Here is a 21,540-nt window from a genome sequence, read left to right as displayed (position 1 = left end):
TGTTATGGCTAACAAACAAGAAAAAGAATTGCTCCCAGCATATCTAGTAGTGGGCGACGATGCGCTTAAGCGCGAAGCCGTTATGAAACGCATGCGTATGCGTCTTGAAAAACTAGGCGATTTGTCGTTTAACTCGGATACGTTCGACGGTTCTCAATGTAGCGGAATCGACATAGTAAGCGCTTGCAACACTGTTCCTTTCGCCAGCCAAAAGCGACTTGTGCAGGTTAATGCAGCTGATAAGCTTAGAAAGGCTGGAGTGGATGCTGTATGCGATTATCTTAAAAACGCTAACACTACAACTGTGTTAATGCTTTTAGCGGAAAAACTTGCGAAAAATACTAAGTTATACAAAACCGTTTCGTCTCTTGGTGCAGACGCTGTTATAGATTGTGCTCAGCCTAAAAGTTACAAAATGCAGGCACACGTTCGCGCTATGGCACCTACACATGGCATTACTATGACAGATGATGCTGCCGCCAAACTGATAGAACTTGTTGGCACCGATACTGTACGACTAGATAACGAAATCAAAAAACTAGCCAGTGCTCATCGAGGATCAGATGCGGTCAACGTAAATGAAGTTATTGCCCTCGTAGCCGACACGTCTGTGGTGAAGCCTTGGGAATTTGTTGACGCTTTTGCTGCGCGCAACATGGTTAAGTGTCTCAACTACCTTCCTAAAGTAGGGGATAGCAGCCCTATAGCTCTTCTGTCTATGTCTACTTCCAAAATACGTGAACTTATGTGCGCACAGTCTTTGCTTGCATCTGGTGGCTCTACTGCACAAATTGCATCAGAATTAGGTGTACCAGAATGGAAAGTGAAAAACCACGCTCAATGGGCTAGGCGTTTTTCCGAATCCGATCTTCGCCGCGCTCTTATCTCGTCGATGCATACTGAACAAAAAATGAAGAGCGGCACCCCTGCAGATGCCGCTCTTAGAGATTGGGTAGTAAATACCTTGGCGAAGTAAACTATTCAGCAGCCTCTTCTGCTGGCGCTTCTTCACTTGCCTCAGCTTCAGCTGCAGCGGCTGCAGCGGCTTCTGCCTCAGCCGCTTCTTTAGCAGCTTTTTCCTTGCGCTTAAGAGCAGCAGCTTCTTCCTTCTTATGCTTTTCTGCACGCTTAGCTTTCTCTTTAGAAGCAGCTTCCATTTCCTTCTTGCGGGCTTCCTTGGCGGCCTTTTTCTTGTTGCCGGTCTTTTCTTGTTTCTTAGGCTCAGCCTTCTTGTATGCCTTACGATCGTCTTCAGTGACAATTGTGTTGGCTAGCTTCATTACGCCGCTTTTGCGATTGGCTGCCTGATTCTTCTTTATGGCACCTTTTGTAACAGCCTTGTCCATCAAACGGCAGCAAGCAAGCGCTTCAGCGTATGCCTCGGCACCATTGCCAGCCTCTACAGCATCTTTAACGCGACGAGTAGCTGTTTTCAGTTCGCTTTTAATAGCGCGATTGCGCATGCGACGCTTTTCGTTAGTAATAATGCGCTTTTTCTGAGACTTAATATTAGCCATTTTCCTCTTCCTTACATATTGATATTACGCCAGTGTGGTGGGTGTAAATTCGAAGATATGGCAAGAGGACTAAAGCAGACAACGCAACGCAATAAACCGTATTCACGGATATGCGCATGACCCTCGGGATTTCTAGGTCACATCTACGTCGCCAGCCGGCAATCCTTTAGCAGCCACGTCTGCGGATTCGCTTCCGTATAAAACGAAGCGAGCACCTTACTGGACACAATGCGATAGAATAACCCATTGCAGCGCGTAAGTCACGACCTAATCGGGAATTTCCGCTGTAATTAATTATTAAACTACGTACACGGAAGATGAAATGTCGCAAGATCTTCAACATATAAGAAACTTTTCAATAATTGCCCATATAGATCATGGCAAATCGACCATATCCGATCGCATTCTTGAACAAACCGGTACTGTTGCTGCGCGCGATATGCAAGAGCAGTTACTTGACACGATGGATATAGAACGCGAGCGCGGAATAACAATAAAAAGCCAAGCTGTACGCGTTATGTATACCGCAGACGATGGCGAAGAATATCAACTTAATTTGATTGACACTCCGGGTCATGTTGATTTTACTTACGAGGTATCACGGAGTTTAGCAGCATGTGAAGGAGCAATTCTTGTGGTAGATGCCACGCAAGGAGTAGAGGCTCAAACTGTTGCTAATGCCATGCTTGCCATGAATGCCAACTTAGAAATAATTCCGCTTATTAATAAGATAGATTTACCGGCAGCAGAGCCTGAACGTGTTCGTGCTGATATTGAAGATAGTTTGGCAATACCCGCAGATGATGCAGTACTTGCTTCTGGCAAAACCGGGCAAGGCATACACGACTTGCTGGAGTCTGTTGTCTACAACATTCCTTCTCCTACAGGCAACCCTAATGCTTCATTGCGCGCACTTATATTCGATAGCTTTTTTGATGCATACCGAGGCGTTGTAGCCCTTATTCGCGTTATAGACGGGCACGTTTCAAAAGGCGATCAAATATATATGATGGCTACTGGTAAAGAGGCTCTTGTAGAGGAAGTGGGTGCAAGACGACCCGCAGAACAGCCCACTGATGCACTTAGTGCGGGTGAAGTCGGCTATTTAGTTACAGGCTTGAAGGATGTTAGCCAAGTAAAAGTTGGCGACACGATAACATCGGTTGAAAGCGGGGTAGACGAACCTTTGCCGGGGTATCGCGAAGCGAAACCTATGGTTTTCACAGGGCTTTATCCTATAGAAGGCGATCAATACGAGCCGCTTAAAGAAGCGCTTGAAAAGTTAAGCTTGAACGATCCGGCGCTTGTCTGGGAACCCGAAACATCACATGCGCTTGGATTTGGCTTCCGTGTTGGCTTTTTAGGTTTGCTTCATATGGAGGTCATAAAAGAGCGTCTAGAACGTGAATTTAACTTAGACCTTTTGGCTACTGCGCCAAGCGTGGAATATCACGTTTTCCTAAAAGGTGGCGATATGATATCGCTTAATTCGCCACAAGAAATGCCAGATCCCGGCGCTATAGAGCGCATAGAGGAACCCTATCTAAAGGCTAAAGTGCTAATTCCGCCAGATTATGTAGGCGCAGTAATGGATTTAACCGTTGCGCGGCGCGGCACTTTTGTCACCATGAACTATTTGTCTCAAACAACTGTTGAAATGCTTTGGGAAATACCATTGTCGGAATTAATAATGGATTTCTTTGACAAGTTAAAATCTAGCACAAAAGGTTACGCCAGCTTAGATTACGAGTTTATGGGCTACAAACCGTCAAATTTAGTGAAGCTAGATATTCTATTGGCAGGTAAACCAGTTGATGCCCTGTCGTTTATTGTCCATCGCGATAAGGCTTACGATCGCGGGCGCGTGCTGTGCGAGAAACTGAAAGAGATTATTCCGCGTCAAATGTTTGAAGTGCCAATTCAAGCCGCTATTGGTGGCAGAGTATTGGCGCGTCAAACAGTTAAGGCGAAGCGCAAAGATGTACTTGCAAAATGTTACGGCGGCGATATTACCCGCAAGCGCAAGTTACTTGAAAAGCAAAAAGCCGGTAAAAAGCGCATGAAAGCCATCGGTAGTGTAGAGGTTCCGCAAGAAGCGTTTATGGCTATATTGAAAGTTGACGAATAGAAAACATCGCCTTTTATTAGAACATGAAGTTATATATTATTGAAACATGAAAAAGAGACAAGAATACGATTGGCTAAATGATCCTTTTGATGAAGAGGCTCAAAAAGCTGAGCTCCAGAAAGCACACTCATCTCAAAGTCGCAGTTGCATTTTGGTTATATTGGTATTGCTTGTTTTGATAATTGTTTTAGCTCTATTTGGATGCAGCGTATTTGCTGAACTTAATTCATTTGAGTAGTTCTGTGGAAGGTGTATTCGGCAAACGTGTTCTTTTAGCGCCAATGGCTGGTGTTTCTGATATTGCGTTTCGCAGTTTATGCTTGCATGCCGGAGCCGATCTTGCGTTTACTGAAATGGTTTCAGCAAAAGGACTTTCATATGCTAATGAAAAGACTCGTCATTTGCTAGATAGGGCGGAAGGCGAGATGCAAGTTGGCGTGCAAATATTTGGGCACGAACCCAGCATAATGTCTGCACAAGCAGCTTGGATAGAAGATGTAATGGGTGATGCACTGGCTTGCATAGATATTAATATGGGCTGCCCTGCTCGCAAAATCGTGTCAAAAGGTGATGGCTCTGCGCTTATGAAGACACCAAAACTTGCTGCTGAAATAGTAAAGTCAGTTGCAAGTGTGGTGAAACATCCGGTCACTGTGAAATTTCGCCGCGGATACAGCGAAGAGACAGGCGAGACAGCACCCGCTTTCGCCAAACATATGGAAGAGGCTGGCGCAGCTGCAGTATGTGTTCATGGTAGGTTTTCAACCCAGATGTATCGCGGTGTTTCTGATATGTCAACCATTGCTAGAGTTAAGTCTTCTGTATCTATTCCGGTTATAGGTAACGGCGATATCAAATGCGCCTCAGATGCTATACGCATGATCGATAAGACAGGCTGCGACGCGATTATGGTGGCGCGCGGCGCGCAGGGTAATCCGTGGATATTCACTCAGATTAAAGCAGCTTTAGATGGTGCTGCGCAACCGAGTATTCCTACGATGGAGCAGCGTATATCAATGGCGCGCCAACATGCACAGCTTTTAAGTCAGCGCGAAGGGCGCAATATTGTACGCATGCGCAAACATGCCATGTGGTATATAACCGGAATGCCTTTCGCTAGCGCCGCAAGAGGGCGCATTAATCAGTGTGAATCGTTAGAAGATTTCGAAGAGTTGTTTGATTCTTTACTGCATAGGACACATATCGTTGCGGAAGAGGGATAAGCATGCCACACGATCCTTACAAAGCTCTCTATATCCATATTCCCTTTTGTAAAAGTAGGTGCATCTATTGCGATTTCACAACAAAAGCCCAAGATAGTTCTTCCCCTGAAATAACAGAGTACTTTGAAGATCTTATATCAAAGATTCGCGAATTTTCCAAAGCAGGTGAACTGTCTTCAATTGAAACTGTTTACATAGGAGGTGGCACACCCACGCATGCAGGAAATGCAAACTTAACAAGTTTGTTGTATGCGCTTGGAATTAGCATGCATCTAACGCCTAGCGTAGAGTGCACCGTAGAGGCAAATCCAGAATCATTGGATGAACGAATGGTGGATGATCTGTGGGCGCTTGGCGTAAATAGGCTTTCGTTGGGTGTACAGAGTTTCGATGATAATTTATTGTCGTTAATTGGACGCGCGCATAATTCTGAGGAAGCCGCAAACGCAATACGTACAGCGCAGCGCAAATTTGAGAACATAAGCGTAGACTTGATGTGCGGACTTCCCGGGCAAACCCTTGATAGTTTTATATCAGATGCGCGCCAAGCGATAGAACTTGGAGTAAAGCACATAAGCATCTACCCACTTAGCGTAGAAGAGCATACTCCGCTAAATAATATGATTTGCGCCAATATGCTTCCCGAGCCTGATGAAGACTTACAAGCCGATATGATGGAAGAAGCCAGTCGCATTTTACGTCAAAGTGGGTTTTTGCATTACGAAGTAGCTAATTACGCAATACCCGGATATGAAAGCAGACATAATTGTTCATATTGGCAAGGAATTCCTTATTTAGGTATTGGATTTTCCGCCACCACTATGACCCAAAATGCTAGTCGGCGCATGCGAGTACAAGATAATCATGTAGTAGACGATCTGAATGCCTCTCAAATGGTGGCAGAAGATCTTATGCTTGCAATGAGAATGGCTAAAGGTGTATCAGATGATAAGTTGAATGAAGCTGCATTGATTCTTCCGCAAGCTATGCAAGCTTTTCAAGACTTGGCTGCAGATGGATTTTTGGAACATGCCGATAATAGATGGCAACCAACAAAGCGCGGTTGGTTGTGCGGCAATCATCTTTATGGAGCACTTTTAGATTTATCTAATCAATAATTAGCACTCTAGACCTTCGGCTGCTAAAATAAGACACACTGTATACAATAGTTTGAATTTTGGAAGCGAGGAAGATGCTCTCCGATAGGCGACAGCAGGTTTTACGGGCGCTCATAGAAGAATATATAGCTCATGCTATGCCCGTAGGGTCGCGAACCATAGTTGAACATTATGGTTTAGGTGTCAGTTCTGCTACGGTCAGAAACGATTTATCTGCCCTAGAAGACGAAGGTTACATCCAGCAGCCACACACATCTGCAGGACGCATTCCCACTGATGCGGGATATCGCGCTTACGTCGAAGAGCTAATAGCATCGGGTGCGCTTAAAGACGATCATCCACATCGCTCACTTGTAGAGCAATTGCGCAAAAGTGCCGATGTTTTGGATGAACTTATGGAGCGTACTTCTGCCGAACTTGCTCGTCTAACTGATTGTCTATCTTTGGTTTTACCGCCCGATGAAGGAGAAACTCATCTTCGCCAGATTTCACGAATGGGTCTTTCCGCATTGATGCGAAAACCGGAGTTTCAAGATTCGTCTACCTTATTACCCCTGATGGAAATATTAGAAGATGAATCGGTATTGCTTAGCGTATTCAATGACGAAGGGCAGCGCAGCGGCAATATAATGGTGCGCATTGGAAGCGAAAACGCATCTGCTGGGCTCTCTGGCGTTTCGGTTATTACCGGAGTATATGGTAGAGGATCTGCTCAGGGAATAGTAGCCGTTATAGGACCTACACGTATGGATTACACAGGCGTTATTCGTGCAGTAAGAGCAGCACGAGACGCAATGGGAGAGAATGGATAAAACACAATATGCCAACTGCTACGAAAGATCTATATGAAATCTTAGGCGTTTCTCGTGATGCAAATGAAACCGAAATAAAGAAGGCTTACAGGCGACGCGCTCGCGAATTGCATCCCGATGTTAATAAATCTCCAAATGCAGAAGATGAATTCAAAGAATTAAACGAGGCATACGATGTGCTCTCTGATGCATCTAAAAGAGCGCAATATGATCGTTTTGGTACCATTCCCGGGGCTGCCGGGGGAGGTAGTGGATACGTTGATTTTGAAGATATTTTCGGTGGCGGATTCGGTGGAATGGGCGATATATTCTCGTCTTTCTTTAGCGGCTTTGGCTCAAACGCTGCGCGTCAGGTGCGCAAAGATGGTCGAGATATGGGCATCGGATTAAAGATTACTCTGGAAGAAGCAGCTAAAGGTGTAAAAAAAGAGATCGTATACGATAGATTAGCACCATGCGCCGATTGCAATAGCACAGGTCTTGGCCCAGATGGCAAAAGCGTACAATGCCCTGAATGCGGAGGCACCGGACGCGTAGTTACAGTACAACGAACATTTTTGGGAGATATGCAATCGTCTCAGACTTGTTCGAAGTGTAATGGCACAGGCGAGAGCATAGAAGGCGCATGTGAAGAATGTGGCGGACAGGGTCGTATTCCAGATAGACAACGCGTTTCTGTAGAAATACCTGCAGGAATCCACGATGGTCAGCAACTCCGTGTTCCTAATTACGGCGAAGCGGGATTGCAGGGTGCGCCCTCTGGCGATTTGATTGTAACTATTCGCATGCAGCCGCATGAATACTACGAGCGTGACGGCGATAATCTGCATGCCCAAATTGATATTTCTATGGTGCAAGCAGCGCTAGGATCGACAGTTTTAATAGATGGCATTCTTGAAGACGAAGAAGTATCTATCAAAGTCCCGCACGGTACTCAAAATGGAGATGTTTTGCGCATTAAAGGTTTCGGCATGCCAAAGATTAAAAGCGATTCTCGCGGCGATCTTTATGCGCACGTATCTATCAACATACCTAAGAAGCTGTCTAAAAAAGAGCGCGAATTATTAGAAAAACTGGCTGAAGAAATGGGCGAAGAATACAATGAAGTAAAGTCGCCGCTACAAAAACTACGTGAGGCTTTCATTTAGTATGTCACTTCATCATTTTTTCTTAGACGATCAGGTGCTGGTAGATGAAACAGCCCCTGAGTTCGTATTGCGCCTTGCAGTTGACGACTTAAAACATGCGCGCGCATTACGCATAAAATGTCACGAGCATATAGCTGTTATAGATGCTACGCAAGATTATTTTGAATGCGAAGTTGTAAATTTCAATGGGTCTGAAATGATTGTGCGTATATGTCAACATGTACAAACCAATCTTCCAGCATGGAATATTTCTCTTGTGCAGGGCATCGCAAAAGCTGACAAAATGGATGATATAGTTCGCCATACAACCGAACTTGGAGTAGCGCGTATTATTCCAATGCAGTGTTCGCGCACAGTTGTAAAACTTGCAGGCGACAAAGCGAAGAAGAAAACCCAGCGATGGCTTACAATTGCTAAAAGTGCTGCTATGCAATCGGGTCGGTCTAGCATTCCTCATATATCTGACCCTATGGCTTTAAGTGCCGTTATAGATACGCTATCTGAAATGGATATTGTGCTTGTATGCTGGGAGGAAGCCGCGCAAGCAATAGGCATTGGGCAGGCTTTAAGCAATAAACCAAACGCTGCTAATATAGCTTTAGTTATTGGTCCAGAAGGCGGACTTGAAAAAAGCGAAGTAGATGCAATTCTTGCATGTAATAGCGAAGCACATCTCGTAAGTTTAGGCTCAACAATACTGCGTACCGAAACTGCTGGAATTGTTGCCAGCGCTATTGCAATATACGAACTTGGCGGTTTGGGCAATTCAAGTATTCGGAGTAGGCGATGAGGTTTTCCGTCATAAACCTTGGTTGCAAAGTAAACAGAGTTGAATCTGATTCTTATGAGAATTTCCTTACTTCATCCGGCGCACAAAAAGTTTCGCCCGAATATGCCGATTTAATAATAATTAACACATGTACAGTAACAGCCGAGGCAGAGAAGAAGACACGTAAGGTGGTTCGCAGCGCTTTGCGAGGCAATTCCTTTGCTGCATTACTGGTCACTGGATGCGCATCGGCTATTTCGGCAAATGAATTTTTAGAAATGGATACTAGAGTTGAGGTTGTTCCAAAGGAAAAAGTCTTGCATCATTTGCGCGGCTTAATAGATAGCGCAACCTCACATATATGTTTAGCAGGTTCTACGCATGCTCGCGTTGGAGTAAAAGTTCAAGACGGTTGCAATAATGCTTGTACTTACTGCATAGTCCATGTTGCTCGTGGTGTAGCTAAAAGCCGTCCTAGCAAACAAATTATTGCAGACTGTATATCGCTTGCGCAGTCGGGCGTCAAAGAAATTGTGCTTTCCGGTATTAATCTGGGAACATACGATTTAGATGGTCTTAACTTATCCGGGTTGCTTCGTATACTGCTAGAGGAAACTTCAAACATAACAGATAGCGCGGGCAGAAGTCCTCGTTTTCGCGTGTCTAGTATAGAGCCTCGCGATGTGGATGAATCTCTTATAGAGCTACTGGCGACATCTAAAGGTCGCGTCTGTAGACATTTGCATCTTCCGCTACAATCGGGCAGCAGTAAAGTTTTACGCGAAATGGCGCGTCCCTATGATGCAAAATTTTTCAGTGAACTTATATGTCGAATAAGAAGCGCTGTTCCCACTATTAGCATTTCAACCGATGTAATTGCGGGTTTTCCCGGAGAAACTGACGAAGATTTTCAGCAAACCATTGCCCTTTCAAAGGCATCGAAATTTTCAAAAATGCATGTGTTTCCATATTCCATGAGAGCTGGCACACCTGCCGCGCTTAGAAAGGATCAAATTGAATCGGCTGTTAAAGCTGCTAGAGCAACTGAATTAAGAGAACTTTCTGCAAAATTGCGAGAAGAAGACTATCTTAGTAGGTGCAATACGTCTGAGCGTGCAGTTGTTGAAATTTGTGGGCGCGCATGTACTGAAAGCTATTACGAAGTGGAGGTTTCAAAAACTTATTCACCCGGCAATTTTGTTGAAGTTTTATTAAAACCAGAATTGCGCACAGTTGATTAAGAGCATACAAGTGTATCGCTTTTTTTAGATGATACAATTACAAACATGGCAGAAATTATCCATACAGAATTACAAATACCAGCAGATGTCGATGTGGCATCTATTTCTGGACATGCAGATGCTTTGCTGCGGCTAATACAAGACTCTATAGATGCGCGCATTACTTTACGTGGCAATGTTATATCAATTGAAGGTGTGTCATCTGAGGTAGATTCCGCTACTGCAATTTTTGATGACATGATAAAGAATGCGCAAAGTTCCATATTGTTAGACGAACAGCATGTTCGCCATCTAATTGAATTGGTGCGCTCTGATGCGCTAAGTCCGTCTGCGCTGCGCAAAGATGTTCTGCTTGCGCACAGAGGACATGCTATACGACCTAAAACTGCTGGTCAAAAGCGCTATGTAGACGCAATAAGAAACAATACGATAACTTTTGGCATTGGTCCGGCTGGCACAGGTAAGACTTATCTTGCAATGGCTATGGCAATAAGCGCACTAAAGCACAAGGAAGTTGGTCGCATAATCCTTTCGCGACCAATAGTTGAAGCGGGCGAAAATTTAGGTTTCTTACCGGGCACACTTACAGAAAAAGTAGACCCTTACATTCGTCCCTTATACGACGCTCTTTTCGATATGACAGATCCCGAACATACAAATTCTTTGCTAGAGCAAGGTGTTATCGAAATAGCACCACTTGCATTTATGCGCGGGCGCACTCTTAACGATAGTTTCATAATTTTGGATGAGGCGCAAAATACCACACCCGAACAAATGAAAATGTTTCTAACGCGACTTGGATTTGGTTCTAAGATGGTAATAACAGGTGACGAAACCCAGACAGATTTGCCTACGGGCTCATCTGGGCTTCTTCAAGCTAAACGTGTATTAGCTGATGTTGACGATATAGAATTTTGCGCTTTTTCAGGTAAAGATGTTGTACGTAATTCTTTAGTTGCAGCAATAGTGGCTGCATACGATAAAGCCTCAGAGGAGTAACGATGGATATACTGGTCGCTTTCGACTATCGTAAAGAAGACCTAGAAGACATGCCTATACAACAATTAGCGCAATTTATTATCGCCGAAGAGCAAAAGCCCTTTACTACTGAGGTTTCAATAACATTTGTCGATAACGAAACTATGGCAAAGCTAAATTCGCAATACAGAGGCAAAAGCGGACCTACCGATGTTCTTTCATTTGAGTGCGATTCTGTAGAAGACGATCTATCGGCTACGCTATTGCCGCAAAACCCAGTTTACGAATTGGGAGATGTAGTAATTGCTGTTGATGTTGCCGAGGCGCAATCATCTGAATTTGGACAGACATTCCAGCAAGAGATCGAATTGCTTTTGGTGCACGGGTTACTGCATCTTTGCGGCTACGATCATATTGTTGATGATGAAGCCGAAATAATGGAAGCTCGCGAAGATGAACTTCTTAAACGATGGAGAAACGAGATTTGTAAATGACCGAAAAGCAGCATCGGTCGCGCTGCGACAAAGATGAAAAATTCGTTCGACACGCAGGGGATAAATCTACATTTCCATTTATATGCGCTCTTAGATGCGCTCGTAAGGGCATAATGTATGCCTTCGCTACGCAGAAAAACTTAAAAGTGCATATATGTTTTGCTATCGCAGCTATATTGTTGGGTTTCCTTCTTTCGGTTTCAGAAGCGGGATGGCTTGCTATCGTTTTATGTATAGCAATTGTTATGTCGCTAGAAGTGTTAAATACCGCTATCGAATCGGTAGTTGATATGGTATCGCCCGAGTGGAATGCTCTTGCAATGCGCGCTAAAGATTGCGCAGCCGGAGCTGTATATATAGCGGCTATTGGATCGTTAATTGTTGCAGCTATCGTCTACATTCCCCGCATTATTTACATCGTAGGTACTTTTATATCTGGATAGGTAATACACATGGATTTAGATGCTTATTTTGCTGAGCACCCCGAAATGGGCGGCATGCAAGGAAATGTAGAACAAGACTTTAGGTCTGGTTTTGTTGCCTTTATCGGCAGACCAAATGCCGGTAAATCTACATTATTAAATGTAATTATGGGTAAAAAGATTGCTATTACATCCAATACCGCGCAGACAACAAGACATCGATTTCGTGCCGTACTTACAACCGACAGTTATCAGATGGTAATTGTTGACACTCCCGGAATACACAAACCGCACGATGCGCTGAGCGAGGAGTTGAACATATCTGCCGAAAACGCTCTTTTGGATGTAGATGTGGCATGTATGTTAATCGATTCCAGCAAGTCTATTGGTCGCGGAGATGAGTGGGTAGCAAATCTTTTGAATAAAGTGCGTGCTACTAAAATTTGCGTCTTAACAAAAACCGATCTTATTTCACAAGAGAAACTGGAAACACAGTTAGCTTCAGCTGAGAAATTGACAGATTGGGATGGCATCGTTGCACTATCTGCCAAAACAAAATCAGGCGTTGACTCATTTATTGAACTTGCTAGTAGCTATTTAGTGCAAGGACCTAAATGGTTTCCAGACGATATGGAAACTGACCTTTCTGAAGAAGTTATGGTCGCTGAATTTATACGTGAGAAAATTTTGCGCGAATTCCATGATGAAGTGCCTCATTCAATAGGAGTGGCTGTAGAGCAAATGGAATATGTGCGCAAGAAAAATTTAATGCGTATTTTCGCCACAATTTATGTAGAACGCGAAAGCCAAAAAGGAATAATTATTGGACATAAAGGCGCAGCTATACGCGAAATTGGAATACAGGCTAGAGCCGACCTAGAACAGCTTTTATCGTGCCGCGTGTTTTTAGATTTATCTGTAAAATGCAAACGTAACTGGAGACGCGATGCTAACCAAATCAGGCGTTTTGGTTATGGTGAATAGTCTTGCTCGAAATAGGCTTCATCTAATATAGAATATTGCTAGGATATAGGCGCTAATATACATAAAACGGAGCAAAGCCCAAATGATCTGCCCTAATTGTCAAACTCCCAATAGGTCCGCTGCGAAATACTGCGACGAATGCGGATACGAACTGCCTTCAGTTAAACCAACAGCAACTGTACGTGAACCTTTTGCTGCAAACTACGAAGACGATAGCTTTGAAAATGCTGACACGATTGATTTGAACAGCGAAAGCCTTACGATAGACGAAGGCTTCATTCCTACTGTAAGTTTTGACGATAACGAAAACGATATCTTCTCTTCAGATGCTATTACACTTCTTACATTAGACGATTTTGAGGATGATTTTGAGGAATCAAACTCCAATGCACCAACAAAACCAATTGAGTCTAACGATGCACCTTCATCTCCAAACTCATTAAATGAGGTTGCTTCGCGCGATTATCGAATTGACGAAACCCCACCAGTTGCTGCAAAGCGCAAACACCACTTCAGCGGAAAAAAATTCGGAATCATTTTGGCTATATTAGCTTTACTTATTGCGGCAGCTGTCGCTTTAACGTATTTTGCGCAGTTCTGGGGAGGGCGCGTTGTGCCCGATGTTTCCGGTATGTCGCAGGTAGATGCAACATATGCAATACAAGAGTCGGGTTTTGGCGTGCAAATAGAAGAAGTTATATCTGATGAGGTTGAGGGAATTGTCTTATCTAGCGACCCTGTAGCCGGTACGCGCGCTCCCGAAAAAACAACGGTTACGCTTAGGATTTCTATTGCCCGCTTTATTCCCGATGTTGTGGGAAAACCGCTAGAGGAAGCCGAATCGCTTATGCGCGAAGCCGGTTTTACAAATTATGAAATTATGTACAAGAAATCTAATGAAAAAACCGATACTGTTTTAAGCGTTAATCCCGACGCATCTACACGGGCTAAGGCAGATGCACGCATAACTATCGAAGTGGCAGAACCTTTCCGCGTGCCAGACGTAAGCGGCAAAACGAAAGACGAGGCGCAAGCTGCGCTAGAAGCGGAGGGCTATAGTGTCAGCACTCAACAATACAACACTGAAGATGCGCCCGAAGGACAAGTTGTAAAAACCGACCCTGAAGCAGGATCGCCTCTCAATTCCGGATCGAAAGTAGTTGTATATATTGCCCATAATCGATCGAGCGAACTAATCCAGCTAACTAAGGATTTCTTCAATAATACGCCTGCTATTACTATGAATGGTTCCCTTTATGAAATGAGTAAGGTCAACAATGTTACATTTGAAGGCGGTAATACTTGTAAGTTTTCTATAACGGTGCGTCCCATACAAACCGTTACATGGTTTGGCACGCAAACTGAAACGCGCTACGGTAATTATGAAGTAGTTGATGGCTCTATTGTATGGACCGATTCTAATCAAATATCTTCAATAGAACCGCCGATAAAGCAAGGATCATAATTTGGCACAACCTACTTACAATGTAGAGGCAATTATTCTTAAGAAAACCAAGCTAGGCGAATCAGACATCATTGTTACCATGTTGTCTAAAGATGGGTCGCAACTGCGCGCCGTAGCAAAAGGTGCTCGCAAGCCGGGTGGAGCTTTTGCTGGAAAACTGGAACTATATAACAGTGTTGATTTGCTATGTTCTCGTGGGCGCAGCTTAGATATTATTAAGGAAGCCAGACTAAACGTTTCACATATTAATTTTAGCAACGACATAGAAAAATCTGCCTGTGCGTCGTGTGTCGCTGAATTAGCCGAACATTTAACACAACCAGAATTAAAACATCCCCGTCTCTATGATTTGCTAATGGCTACTTTCGATATTATGAGCGAATGCAACGATGCGCAATTACTTTATATATGCGCAGCATCACTTTTGAAATTGTTTTCATTTGCCGGACTTATGCCACAGTTAGATAGCTGTGCAATATGCGATATCAGTCTTGAGAAAAATGGCGGCAAAGAAGTTTACTTTTCATTATCTGATGGTGGCGGGCTGTGCGCCACATGCGCAAATCTTCAAAACGCTTATCCTGTTAACGGCGAAGTTATTGCATTGGCAGCTTCGCTTCTAAAGGCGCGATATAAAAACATCGCAGACACTCCTGCCGACAAGGCATTTGCGATTAGCGTGTTAGAGTTATGCCGCGATTGGAATAAATTTCATGTGGGAACTAGATTAAAATCGCTTGATTTTCTTTTGGATATAGAGAATACGGCGCTTAATCTTGAATAGTAGGCTGCTTTGAAGTATCATTTTAAGGCTGCACTTTGCAGCAAATTCATCGCTTGGCTTTCATGTTGTCCACAGCTTGTTCGCCCAGAGATGAAAGTATACGAAAAGCCTAACAGGCATATATGAAAGGTGGATAGAATGTCCAACAAGTACAGTATCACTAAAGAAAAAACTGCCGAACTTATTAAGGAATTTGGCAAGGGCAATGCTGATTCAGGCAGCGCAGAAGTACAAGTTGCTATTCTTACAGAACGCATCAGAAACCTTACCGAGCACTTGAAAGTACATAAGAAAGATAACCACACACGCCGCGGTCTTATGCAGCTAATTGGTAAGAGACGCGGTCTTTTGAAGTACATCAAAAATCGCGATATCGATGAATATCGTACCCTGATTAAGAAACTGGGCATTCGCGACAATATCTAAATGCTTTTCGGGACCCGCAGAAGCGGGTCCCGTCGCAATGGCATAAAGCCACAAAGCGGCATGGGGCCGCAGAAGGTGATGGCAATAAGGCCATCTACGCAGAGAAGGAAAGAAAAGAATGACAAAAATCGTAGAAGAATTCGAGCTCTACGGAAAGAACTATCGTCTGGAAACAGGCGAACTTGCTAAGCAGGCCACAGGCGCTGTTTTATGCACATGCGGAGAAACAAGCGTACTTGTTACTGCTGTTGTATCGAAACAGCAAAAAGATTACGACTTTTTCCCGTTAACAGTCGATTTTATGGAGAAAATGTATGCGGTTGGACGCATACCGGGCGGATATCTAAAGCGTGAAGCCAAGCCTTCCGATAAAGGAACTTTGACCGCACGAATGATAGACAGACCTATTCGTCCGGGTTTTCCCGATGGTTACAAAAATGAGGTACACATAGTTGCGACAACTTTTGTTGTCGATAATGACAATCCGCCTGACACTATATGTGTAGCTGGTGCCAGTGCGGCTTTAATGGTTGGAGGCGCACCGTTTGATGGTCCTGCAGCATGCGTGCGTATAGGACGCAATAAGCATACAGGCGAATTCATTGTGAATCCAACTTATTCCGAAATGGAAGTATCCGATTTAGAACTTACTGTTGCTGGCACCGCTGACTATATATCAATGGTTGAAGCAGGCGCTGAAGAAATATCGGAAGCAGACATGCTTGACGCTATGGCTTTCGCGCAAGAAGCCATAGCTAAATTCTGCGAGAAACAAGCTGCATTTGTAGCTAAAGTTAACCCGGTACCTATGGAATATACAATCCATGAGGCAGATCCCGCAATTGCTGAAAGAATACAGCCTTATTTTGGCGATATGGAATCTTGCTTGAAAGATGCCGACAAGCAATCTCGTATTGAAAAAGTTGAGCTTTTGAAAGCATCCATCACAGAAGAGTGCTTCACAGAAGAAGAACTGATTGAGTGGGGAAGCGATATCGCCGCAGAGCTAAAATCGCTTGAGAAAAAAGCTATGCGCAAGATGATTATTGAGACAGGCGAGCGTGCCGATGGTCGCCGTCCTGATGAAATTCGTCCCTTACATATAGTGCCCGGCTATCTGCCCAGAGTACATGGTTCAGGTTTGTTCCAGCGTGGTCAAACACAGGTTATGAGCATATGCACTTTAGGTATGCTAAATGAATGGCAGCGCTTAGACACCATAGATCCTGTAGAGGGTAAGCGCTATATGCATCAGTACAATTTCCCGCCTTATTCCACAGGCGAAGTGGGCAGAATGGGAGCACCTAAGCGTCGCGAGATAGGTCATGGTGCTTTAGCTGAGCGCGCACTTTTACCAGTTATTCCCGATGAAGAAGAATTCCCCTACGCCATTCGCGTGGTTAGTGAAGTTTTGGAATCTAACGGCTCGTCTTCTATGGCATCTACTTGCGGTTCAACTTTGGCGCTTATGGACGCAGGTGTACCCATTAAAGCACCTGTGTCAGGTGTAGCTATGGGTCTTATCAAAGAAGGCGACCAAACCGTTATTTTGACGGATATCCAAGGAATTGAAGACTTCCTAGGCGACATGGATTTCAAGGTTTGCGGTACCGAAAAAGGTATTACTGCGCTTCAGATGGACAATAAGGCTAAAGGTCTTACCATTGATATTCTTTCGCGCGCACTTCAACAAGCCCACAATGGTCGCCATTTCATCCTCAACGCCATGACAGAGGCTATATCTAAGCCAAGAGAAGAAGTTCGCGACACTGTTCCGCGCATTGAAACCATAACTATCCCAGTGGATAAGATTCGCGATGTTATCGGTAGCGGTGGTAAGGTTGTTCGCAGTATCCAAGAAGAAACTGGTGCATCAATAGATATACAAGAAGATGGCACAATCCATATAGGTGCTATTGATAGGGCTGCCGGCGACACCGCGAAATCTATGATTATCGACATAGTTAAAGAGCCCGAAGTTGGCGAAATTTATGATGGTGAAGTTGTAGGGATAAAGGATTTTGGGGCATTTGTAAGATTAACTGCCAGCAAAGATGGACTTTTGCATATATCGCGCGTTGCTAATGGTCGCATTGCTAAAGTTGAAGACGTTCTTCAAATGGGCGACAAAGTGAAGGTGCAAGTGCTTGAGGTAGATTCGAAAACTGGCAAAATTTCGCTTGACCGCTTAGATAAGCCAGACGCTCCAGCATCAGCTAACAACAAGCACAACAATAACGATAAACCGCGTCCCGGGCAGGGCAGTCGCACTCCGCGCCGCTCTCATAAGTCCAATGATTAAGGTAGCAGTAGCGGGATGCTTCGGCCGCATGGGAGATGCGGTGGTTAACGCAGTAAATGCCGCAGACGATATGCAAATTGTTTGCGGCATCGACTTAAAAGCTGACCGCAATACAGATACTTTTCCTGTATATCACGAAGTAGAAGAAGCGCTGTCGTCTATCGATGTTGATGTAATGGTTGATTTTACACAGCCAACAACTGTTGCCGACAATGTAGCTTGCGCACTTTCGCACGGAGTCGATTGCGTTGTAGGCACTACTGGTCTTTCTAATGCCAAGTTAGAAGAACTTGCCGCCAAAGCCATCGATGGTGCATGCTTATTCTTTGCGCCCAACTTTACAACTGGGGCAGTTCTTATGATGCGGTTTGCAAAAGCAGCAGCGCCGTATTTTCCAGAGGCTGAAGTTGTGGAATTTCACCACTGTAACAAAAAAGATGCACCATCTGGTACTGCCATGTTAACTGCTCGCCTTATATCAGAGGGCAGAGGCGGCATCTCTAGCACAGCCCCGGGAAGCGAAACCGAACTAGACGAGGCAAAAGGTGCCAGAGGTGCACTTGTAAATGGCGTTCCTGTACATTCTGTGCGATCAAACGGCTTTGTGGCTAGTCAAGAGGTCATTTTTGGCTCTCTTGGACAAGTATTATCAATAAAGCATGACTCATGGGATCGCGAATCATATATGCCCGGCGTTTTGCTAGGAATACGTTCGGTGGGGGCATTAGAAGGACTTGTTGTCGGACTTGAGAACATTATGGAGCTATAGGCTAATCTATAATTTAGGGAATAGCACAAAATGGCTGCGCATAGGAGCATAAATATGTCTCAACTACAACCGCGTTTTGGACGCATGATACCCGCTATGGTAACTCCTTTTGATGAAAACGGAGAATTAGATTTAGCACGCACAGAGCAGCTTGTGGATAGGCTTATAACAGGCGGCAGCGATGCATTGGTTATAAACGGCACAACAGGTGAAAGCCCTACGGTCTTCTATCCGCAAAAGATGGATTTATTCCGAGTGGCTCTATCGGCAGCTAAAGGTCGTGTGCCTATTATTGCTAATGTGGGCGACAACTGCACTGCCGACACAATCTCTTTTGCAAGCGATGTTGAAAAATTAGGTGTAGACGCTTTTATGTGCGTTGTTCCTTACTACAACAAACCGCCCCAAGAAGGCTTGTATGCGCACTTTAAATCTATTGCCGATGCGCTAGATTTGCCAATAATTCTCTACAATATTCCAGGTCGTTGCGTTATTAATATGACCGCTGAAACTACGCTTTCACTTGCGCATAATTGCGACAATATTGTTGCGATTAAAGAAGCTTCTGGCGATATGGCTCAAATAAAAACAATAATAGATAACATGCCTGCAGATTTTGATGTGTATTCTGGCGACGACTCGGCTACGCTCGACATAATGAAACTTGGCGGTTCGGGCGTTATATCAACTATAGGTAACGTTGCACCTGATCGTATGCGCGAAATATGCTATTTATGCGCTAATGGTGATTGGGATGCTGCGTCTGCGGCAAATAATGCCCTTATGCCTTTGATGGAGGGTCTGTTTGCAACATCCAACCCAATTCTTGTAAAAGAAGCATTAAAGCTTGCCGGATTCCCTGTCGGTGGTGTACGTCTTCCGCTTGTAGACGCAACACCTAAACAGTCGAAGCAGCTGCAAGATATTATGCGTGAAGTTGGGGTGCTTGATTAATAATCTAGCGCCCCATTGCGGGTTATATGAACTTAACAAGGAGTAAGATGTCTAGCAATAACGGGTTAAACCCCGATAAGAAAAATAATCAACATACGTATACGTCGCGGCAAAACGCAAACAAAAAACGACATGAACCCAATAAAGCAAATGGTCAAAATTCCTCACAACAGCACACGGTAGACCAGAATACAAAGAAAAATACTAGTTCATACAAGCACGTTAGCATAGAACATAAACGTCCACATTTATCGCGTGATGGACAACACGACAGCAACAAAAAGCACCGCTATACCAAAAATAAGCGGCAGTTCAGAAGCAACAAAAATAACACTGATGCACAGTTAAGAATAATACCGCTAGGTGGTCTGGATGCCATAGGCAAAAATATGACAGTGTTTCAATGTAGAAACGACATGATATTAGACGATGCTGGTCTAATGTTTCCAGACGACGATCATCCGGGCATTGATTTGATTCTGCCAGATTATACATATGTACTTGAAAATGCTGATAAATTGCGCGGAATAATAATTACGCACGGACACGAAGATCATACAGGCTCACTACCTTATCTTATGAAGGATCTTGACCGCACAATTCCTATTTATGGCACCAAATTAACCCTTGGTCTTATTGAAGGAAAATTTGCTGAGCATAAGATAAAAAATGCAAAACTGGTAGAAATAAAACCGGGTCAACAGATAAAACTCGGCTGCATGATGGTTGATTTTTTTGCGGTGAACCATTCAATTCCCGGGGCTGTTGGAGCCTTCATCCAAAGTCCTGCTGGAAATGTCTTGCATATGGGCGACTTTAAGCTAGACCAAACGCCGATAGATGGGATTACTACCGATTTCGCCGCCCTTGCTCGCTTTAGCGAACGCGGCGTAGATCTTATGATGTCAGATTCTACAAATGCGATGAACCCAACTTTCACCCCTTCAGAAGCAGAAGTCGGTAAAGTGCTTTCGCGAATAATTACCCGGGCAAAAGGTCGCGTTATTATAGCTTCTTTCGCAAGCCATATTCACAGAATGCAACAAATTTGCGATGCTGCTGTGGCATCGGGGCGCAAGGTGGTTGTCACCGGGCGTTCCATGATTCAAAACACAGATATTGCGCGAAAACTAGGGTATTTAACAATTAGCGATGATGACCTTATAGATGCCTACGAGATAAACGATATTCCTCCAGAACAAGTTGTTATTATGTGCACCGGCAGTCAAGGAGAGCCTCTTTCTGCACTTGCGCGCATAGCTAATGGTGAACACAAAACGATAGACATTGAAGCTGGGGACACGGTAATAATATCTGCAACACCTGTTCCGGGTAATGAAAAGGCTGTCACACGTGTAGTGAATTCACTAGCAAAAATAGGTGCCGATGTGTATGACAAATCGCGTGCTAGGGTGCATGTTTCTGGACATGCGGGCGCTGAGGAGTTGAAACTTGTTCTTAGCATTGTGAAACCGACAGCATTTTTGCCTGTACATGGTGAAGCTGCACATTTACGAGCACACGCAAAATTGGCAAGCGACACAGGAGTTCCCGAAGAGAACATCTTTATTCTTGAAAACGGTGACTCTTTGACGCTTTCTCATAATGGAGTTGAAAAGGGAGAAAGTGTTCAATCGGGCATTGTGTATGTTGACGGTTTATCTGTTGGAGACACTTCGCAAGACGTCTTAAACGAAAGAAGCGAATTAGGCAATCAGGGTTTCGCCAGTTTAGCATGCGCTATCTCTATGAAAAACCGGACAATTTTAGGTCGCCCGGTTTTAGAAATGCATGGCATAACCGGGGGAGACGATTCGTATTTAACAGACGAAGTGCGAGACACCGTAGAAGGCACTATAAAACGATCTCTTGGCAAAAAAGATTCTTGCTTGAAAGATGTTCGCAAAGCTGCGCGCGATTGCGTTATGTCGCTTCTTTGGGAACGCACAAAACAAAGACCTATGGTAATCGTTAATTTGCTAGAGGTAGAATAGATTTGCTTTAGA

General features: G+C 44.2%; 21 protein-coding genes. 20 read left to right on the top strand and 1 reads right to left on the bottom strand.

The features are described from left to right. Positions 1 to 4: 4 nt before the first annotated feature. The gene (gene holA, locus G7Y37_RS00720) at positions 5 to 976 is read left to right on the top strand and encodes a DNA polymerase III subunit delta (RefSeq protein ID WP_165060250.1); all 972 of its coding nucleotides are present in this window, start codon (positions 5 to 7) and stop codon (positions 974 to 976) included. 1 nt (position 977) lies between these two features. Here holA and rpsT read toward each other — a convergent pair whose 3' ends face one another. After that, positions 978 to 1,517, bottom strand: a complete 540-nt coding sequence (gene rpsT / locus G7Y37_RS00715) for a 30S ribosomal protein S20 (protein ID WP_165060247.1) — start codon at positions 1,515 to 1,517, stop codon at positions 978 to 980. 322 nt (positions 1,518 to 1,839) lie between these two features. On the opposite strand from rpsT, the gene lepA reads away from it, so the two are divergent. From lepA to G7Y37_RS00620, 19 genes are all read left to right on the top strand, one after another. Continuing rightward, entirely contained in the window at positions 1,840 to 3,645 is a 1,806-nt protein-coding gene (gene lepA, locus G7Y37_RS00710) for a translation elongation factor 4 (RefSeq protein WP_165060245.1), read from the top strand. A 46-nt stretch (positions 3,646 to 3,691) separates the two neighbouring features. Continuing rightward, a complete protein-coding gene (locus G7Y37_RS00705; RefSeq protein WP_165060242.1) occupies positions 3,692 to 3,883 on the top strand; it encodes a hypothetical protein in 192 nt (63 codons plus the stop codon). Positions 3,884 to 3,887: 4 nt separating this feature from the next. Then, positions 3,888 to 4,868, top strand: coding sequence for a tRNA dihydrouridine synthase DusB (gene dusB, locus G7Y37_RS00700; protein WP_165060239.1), 981 nt, complete (start codon positions 3,888 to 3,890; stop codon positions 4,866 to 4,868). A gap of 2 nt (positions 4,869 to 4,870) precedes the next feature. Then, entirely contained in the window at positions 4,871 to 5,986 is a 1,116-nt protein-coding gene (hemW, locus tag G7Y37_RS00695; protein WP_165060236.1) for a radical SAM family heme chaperone HemW, read from the top strand. Between the two features lie 74 nt (positions 5,987 to 6,060). Beyond that, positions 6,061 to 6,798 carry a heat-inducible transcriptional repressor HrcA gene (locus G7Y37_RS00690; RefSeq protein WP_165060234.1) on the top strand — a complete coding sequence of 246 codons (738 nt, stop codon included), beginning with the start codon at positions 6,061 to 6,063 and terminating at the stop codon, positions 6,796 to 6,798. Between the two features lie 8 nt (positions 6,799 to 6,806). After that, entirely contained in the window at positions 6,807 to 7,946 is a 1,140-nt protein-coding gene (dnaJ, locus tag G7Y37_RS00685) for a molecular chaperone DnaJ (RefSeq protein ID WP_165060232.1), read from the top strand. 1 nt (position 7,947) lies between these two features. Further along, complete coding sequence (locus tag G7Y37_RS00680; protein ID WP_165060230.1) at positions 7,948 to 8,736, top strand: 16S rRNA (uracil(1498)-N(3))-methyltransferase; 789 nt, start codon at positions 7,948 to 7,950, stop codon at positions 8,734 to 8,736. After that, a complete protein-coding gene (locus G7Y37_RS00675; protein WP_165060229.1) occupies positions 8,733 to 9,956 on the top strand; it encodes a MiaB/RimO family radical SAM methylthiotransferase in 1,224 nt (407 codons plus the stop codon). Before G7Y37_RS00680 ends, G7Y37_RS00675 begins: the two co-directional genes overlap by 4 nt. 45 nt (positions 9,957 to 10,001) lie before the next feature. After that, complete coding sequence (locus G7Y37_RS00670; protein ID WP_165060227.1) at positions 10,002 to 10,955, top strand: PhoH family protein; 954 nt, start codon at positions 10,002 to 10,004, stop codon at positions 10,953 to 10,955. Positions 10,956 to 10,957: 2 nt separating this feature from the next. Further along, complete coding sequence (ybeY, locus tag G7Y37_RS00665) at positions 10,958 to 11,428, top strand: rRNA maturation RNase YbeY (RefSeq protein WP_165060225.1); 471 nt, start codon at positions 10,958 to 10,960, stop codon at positions 11,426 to 11,428. Next, positions 11,425 to 11,871, top strand: a complete 447-nt coding sequence (locus G7Y37_RS00660) for a diacylglycerol kinase (RefSeq protein ID WP_165060224.1) — start codon at positions 11,425 to 11,427, stop codon at positions 11,869 to 11,871. The genes ybeY and G7Y37_RS00660 overlap by 4 nt, the downstream gene beginning before the upstream one ends. A 45-nt stretch (positions 11,872 to 11,916) precedes the next feature. Then, positions 11,917 to 12,834, top strand: coding sequence for a GTPase Era (era, locus tag G7Y37_RS00655; protein ID WP_370514590.1), 918 nt, complete (start codon positions 11,917 to 11,919; stop codon positions 12,832 to 12,834). 82 nt (positions 12,835 to 12,916) lie between these two features. After that, positions 12,917 to 14,299, top strand: a complete 1,383-nt coding sequence (locus G7Y37_RS00650; RefSeq protein WP_165060222.1) for a PASTA domain-containing protein — start codon at positions 12,917 to 12,919, stop codon at positions 14,297 to 14,299. Between the two features lies 1 nt (position 14,300). Next, complete coding sequence (gene recO / locus G7Y37_RS00645) at positions 14,301 to 15,083, top strand: DNA repair protein RecO (RefSeq protein ID WP_165060219.1); 783 nt, start codon at positions 14,301 to 14,303, stop codon at positions 15,081 to 15,083. Positions 15,084 to 15,221: 138 nt separating this feature from the next. Continuing rightward, positions 15,222 to 15,509 carry a 30S ribosomal protein S15 gene (gene rpsO / locus G7Y37_RS00640; protein ID WP_165060216.1) on the top strand — a complete coding sequence of 96 codons (288 nt, stop codon included), beginning with the start codon at positions 15,222 to 15,224 and terminating at the stop codon, positions 15,507 to 15,509. Positions 15,510 to 15,627: 118 nt separating this feature from the next. Beyond that, complete coding sequence (locus G7Y37_RS00635) at positions 15,628 to 17,811, top strand: polyribonucleotide nucleotidyltransferase (protein WP_165060213.1); 2,184 nt, start codon at positions 15,628 to 15,630, stop codon at positions 17,809 to 17,811. Beyond that, entirely contained in the window at positions 17,804 to 18,580 is a 777-nt protein-coding gene (gene dapB / locus G7Y37_RS00630; RefSeq protein WP_165060210.1) for a 4-hydroxy-tetrahydrodipicolinate reductase, read from the top strand. Before G7Y37_RS00635 ends, dapB begins: the two co-directional genes overlap by 8 nt. A 54-nt stretch (positions 18,581 to 18,634) precedes the next feature. Then, positions 18,635 to 19,534, top strand: a complete 900-nt coding sequence (gene dapA / locus G7Y37_RS00625) for a 4-hydroxy-tetrahydrodipicolinate synthase (RefSeq protein WP_165060208.1) — start codon at positions 18,635 to 18,637, stop codon at positions 19,532 to 19,534. A gap of 47 nt (positions 19,535 to 19,581) precedes the next feature. Further along, positions 19,582 to 21,528: a ribonuclease J gene (locus tag G7Y37_RS00620; RefSeq protein ID WP_165060205.1), complete on the top strand. Its 1,947-nt coding sequence runs from the start codon at positions 19,582 to 19,584 to the stop codon at positions 21,526 to 21,528. Positions 21,529 to 21,540: the final 12 nt, after the last annotated feature.

It is taken from the genome of Adlercreutzia sp. ZJ154, assembly GCF_011039055.1.
GTDB lineage: Bacteria > Actinomycetota > Coriobacteriia > Coriobacteriales > Eggerthellaceae > Adlercreutzia_A.
Note: the sequence above shows the minus strand (reverse complement) of the source record. Positions and strands in the feature narration are given on the sequence as shown.

What these genes read in the sequence shown, in the direction of transcription:
- hemW (WP_165060236.1), top strand. Translation starts at nt 4,871, where the DNA reads ATGCCACACGATCCTTACAAAGCTCTCTATATCCATATTCCCTTTTGT.
- G7Y37_RS00705 (WP_165060242.1), top strand. Translation starts at nt 3,692, where the DNA reads ATGAAAAAGAGACAAGAATACGATTGGCTAAATGATCCTTTTGATGAA.
- G7Y37_RS00650 (WP_165060222.1), top strand. Translation starts at nt 12,917, where the DNA reads ATGATCTGCCCTAATTGTCAAACTCCCAATAGGTCCGCTGCGAAATAC.
- rpsO (WP_165060216.1), top strand. Translation starts at nt 15,222, where the DNA reads ATGTCCAACAAGTACAGTATCACTAAAGAAAAAACTGCCGAACTTATT.
- G7Y37_RS00670 (WP_165060227.1), top strand. Translation starts at nt 10,002, where the DNA reads ATGGCAGAAATTATCCATACAGAATTACAAATACCAGCAGATGTCGAT.
- G7Y37_RS00675 (WP_165060229.1), top strand. Translation starts at nt 8,733, where the DNA reads ATGAGGTTTTCCGTCATAAACCTTGGTTGCAAAGTAAACAGAGTTGAA.
- G7Y37_RS00620 (WP_165060205.1), top strand. Translation starts at nt 19,582, where the DNA reads ATGTCTAGCAATAACGGGTTAAACCCCGATAAGAAAAATAATCAACAT.
- era (WP_370514590.1), top strand. Translation starts at nt 11,917, where the DNA reads ATGGGCGGCATGCAAGGAAATGTAGAACAAGACTTTAGGTCTGGTTTT.
- dnaJ (WP_165060232.1), top strand. Translation starts at nt 6,807, where the DNA reads ATGCCAACTGCTACGAAAGATCTATATGAAATCTTAGGCGTTTCTCGT.
- holA (WP_165060250.1), top strand. Translation starts at nt 5, where the DNA reads ATGGCTAACAAACAAGAAAAAGAATTGCTCCCAGCATATCTAGTAGTG.
- G7Y37_RS00660 (WP_165060224.1), top strand. Translation starts at nt 11,425, where the DNA reads ATGACCGAAAAGCAGCATCGGTCGCGCTGCGACAAAGATGAAAAATTC.
- G7Y37_RS00680 (WP_165060230.1), top strand. Translation starts at nt 7,948, where the DNA reads ATGTCACTTCATCATTTTTTCTTAGACGATCAGGTGCTGGTAGATGAA.
- G7Y37_RS00690 (WP_165060234.1), top strand. Translation starts at nt 6,061, where the DNA reads ATGCTCTCCGATAGGCGACAGCAGGTTTTACGGGCGCTCATAGAAGAA.
- dapA (WP_165060208.1), top strand. Translation starts at nt 18,635, where the DNA reads ATGTCTCAACTACAACCGCGTTTTGGACGCATGATACCCGCTATGGTA.
- rpsT (WP_165060247.1), bottom strand. Translation starts at nt 1,517, where the DNA reads ATGGCTAATATTAAGTCTCAGAAAAAGCGCATTATTACTAACGAAAAG.
- dapB (WP_165060210.1), top strand. Translation starts at nt 17,804, where the DNA reads ATGATTAAGGTAGCAGTAGCGGGATGCTTCGGCCGCATGGGAGATGCG.
- ybeY (WP_165060225.1), top strand. Translation starts at nt 10,958, where the DNA reads ATGGATATACTGGTCGCTTTCGACTATCGTAAAGAAGACCTAGAAGAC.
- G7Y37_RS00635 (WP_165060213.1), top strand. Translation starts at nt 15,628, where the DNA reads ATGACAAAAATCGTAGAAGAATTCGAGCTCTACGGAAAGAACTATCGT.
- lepA (WP_165060245.1), top strand. Translation starts at nt 1,840, where the DNA reads ATGTCGCAAGATCTTCAACATATAAGAAACTTTTCAATAATTGCCCAT.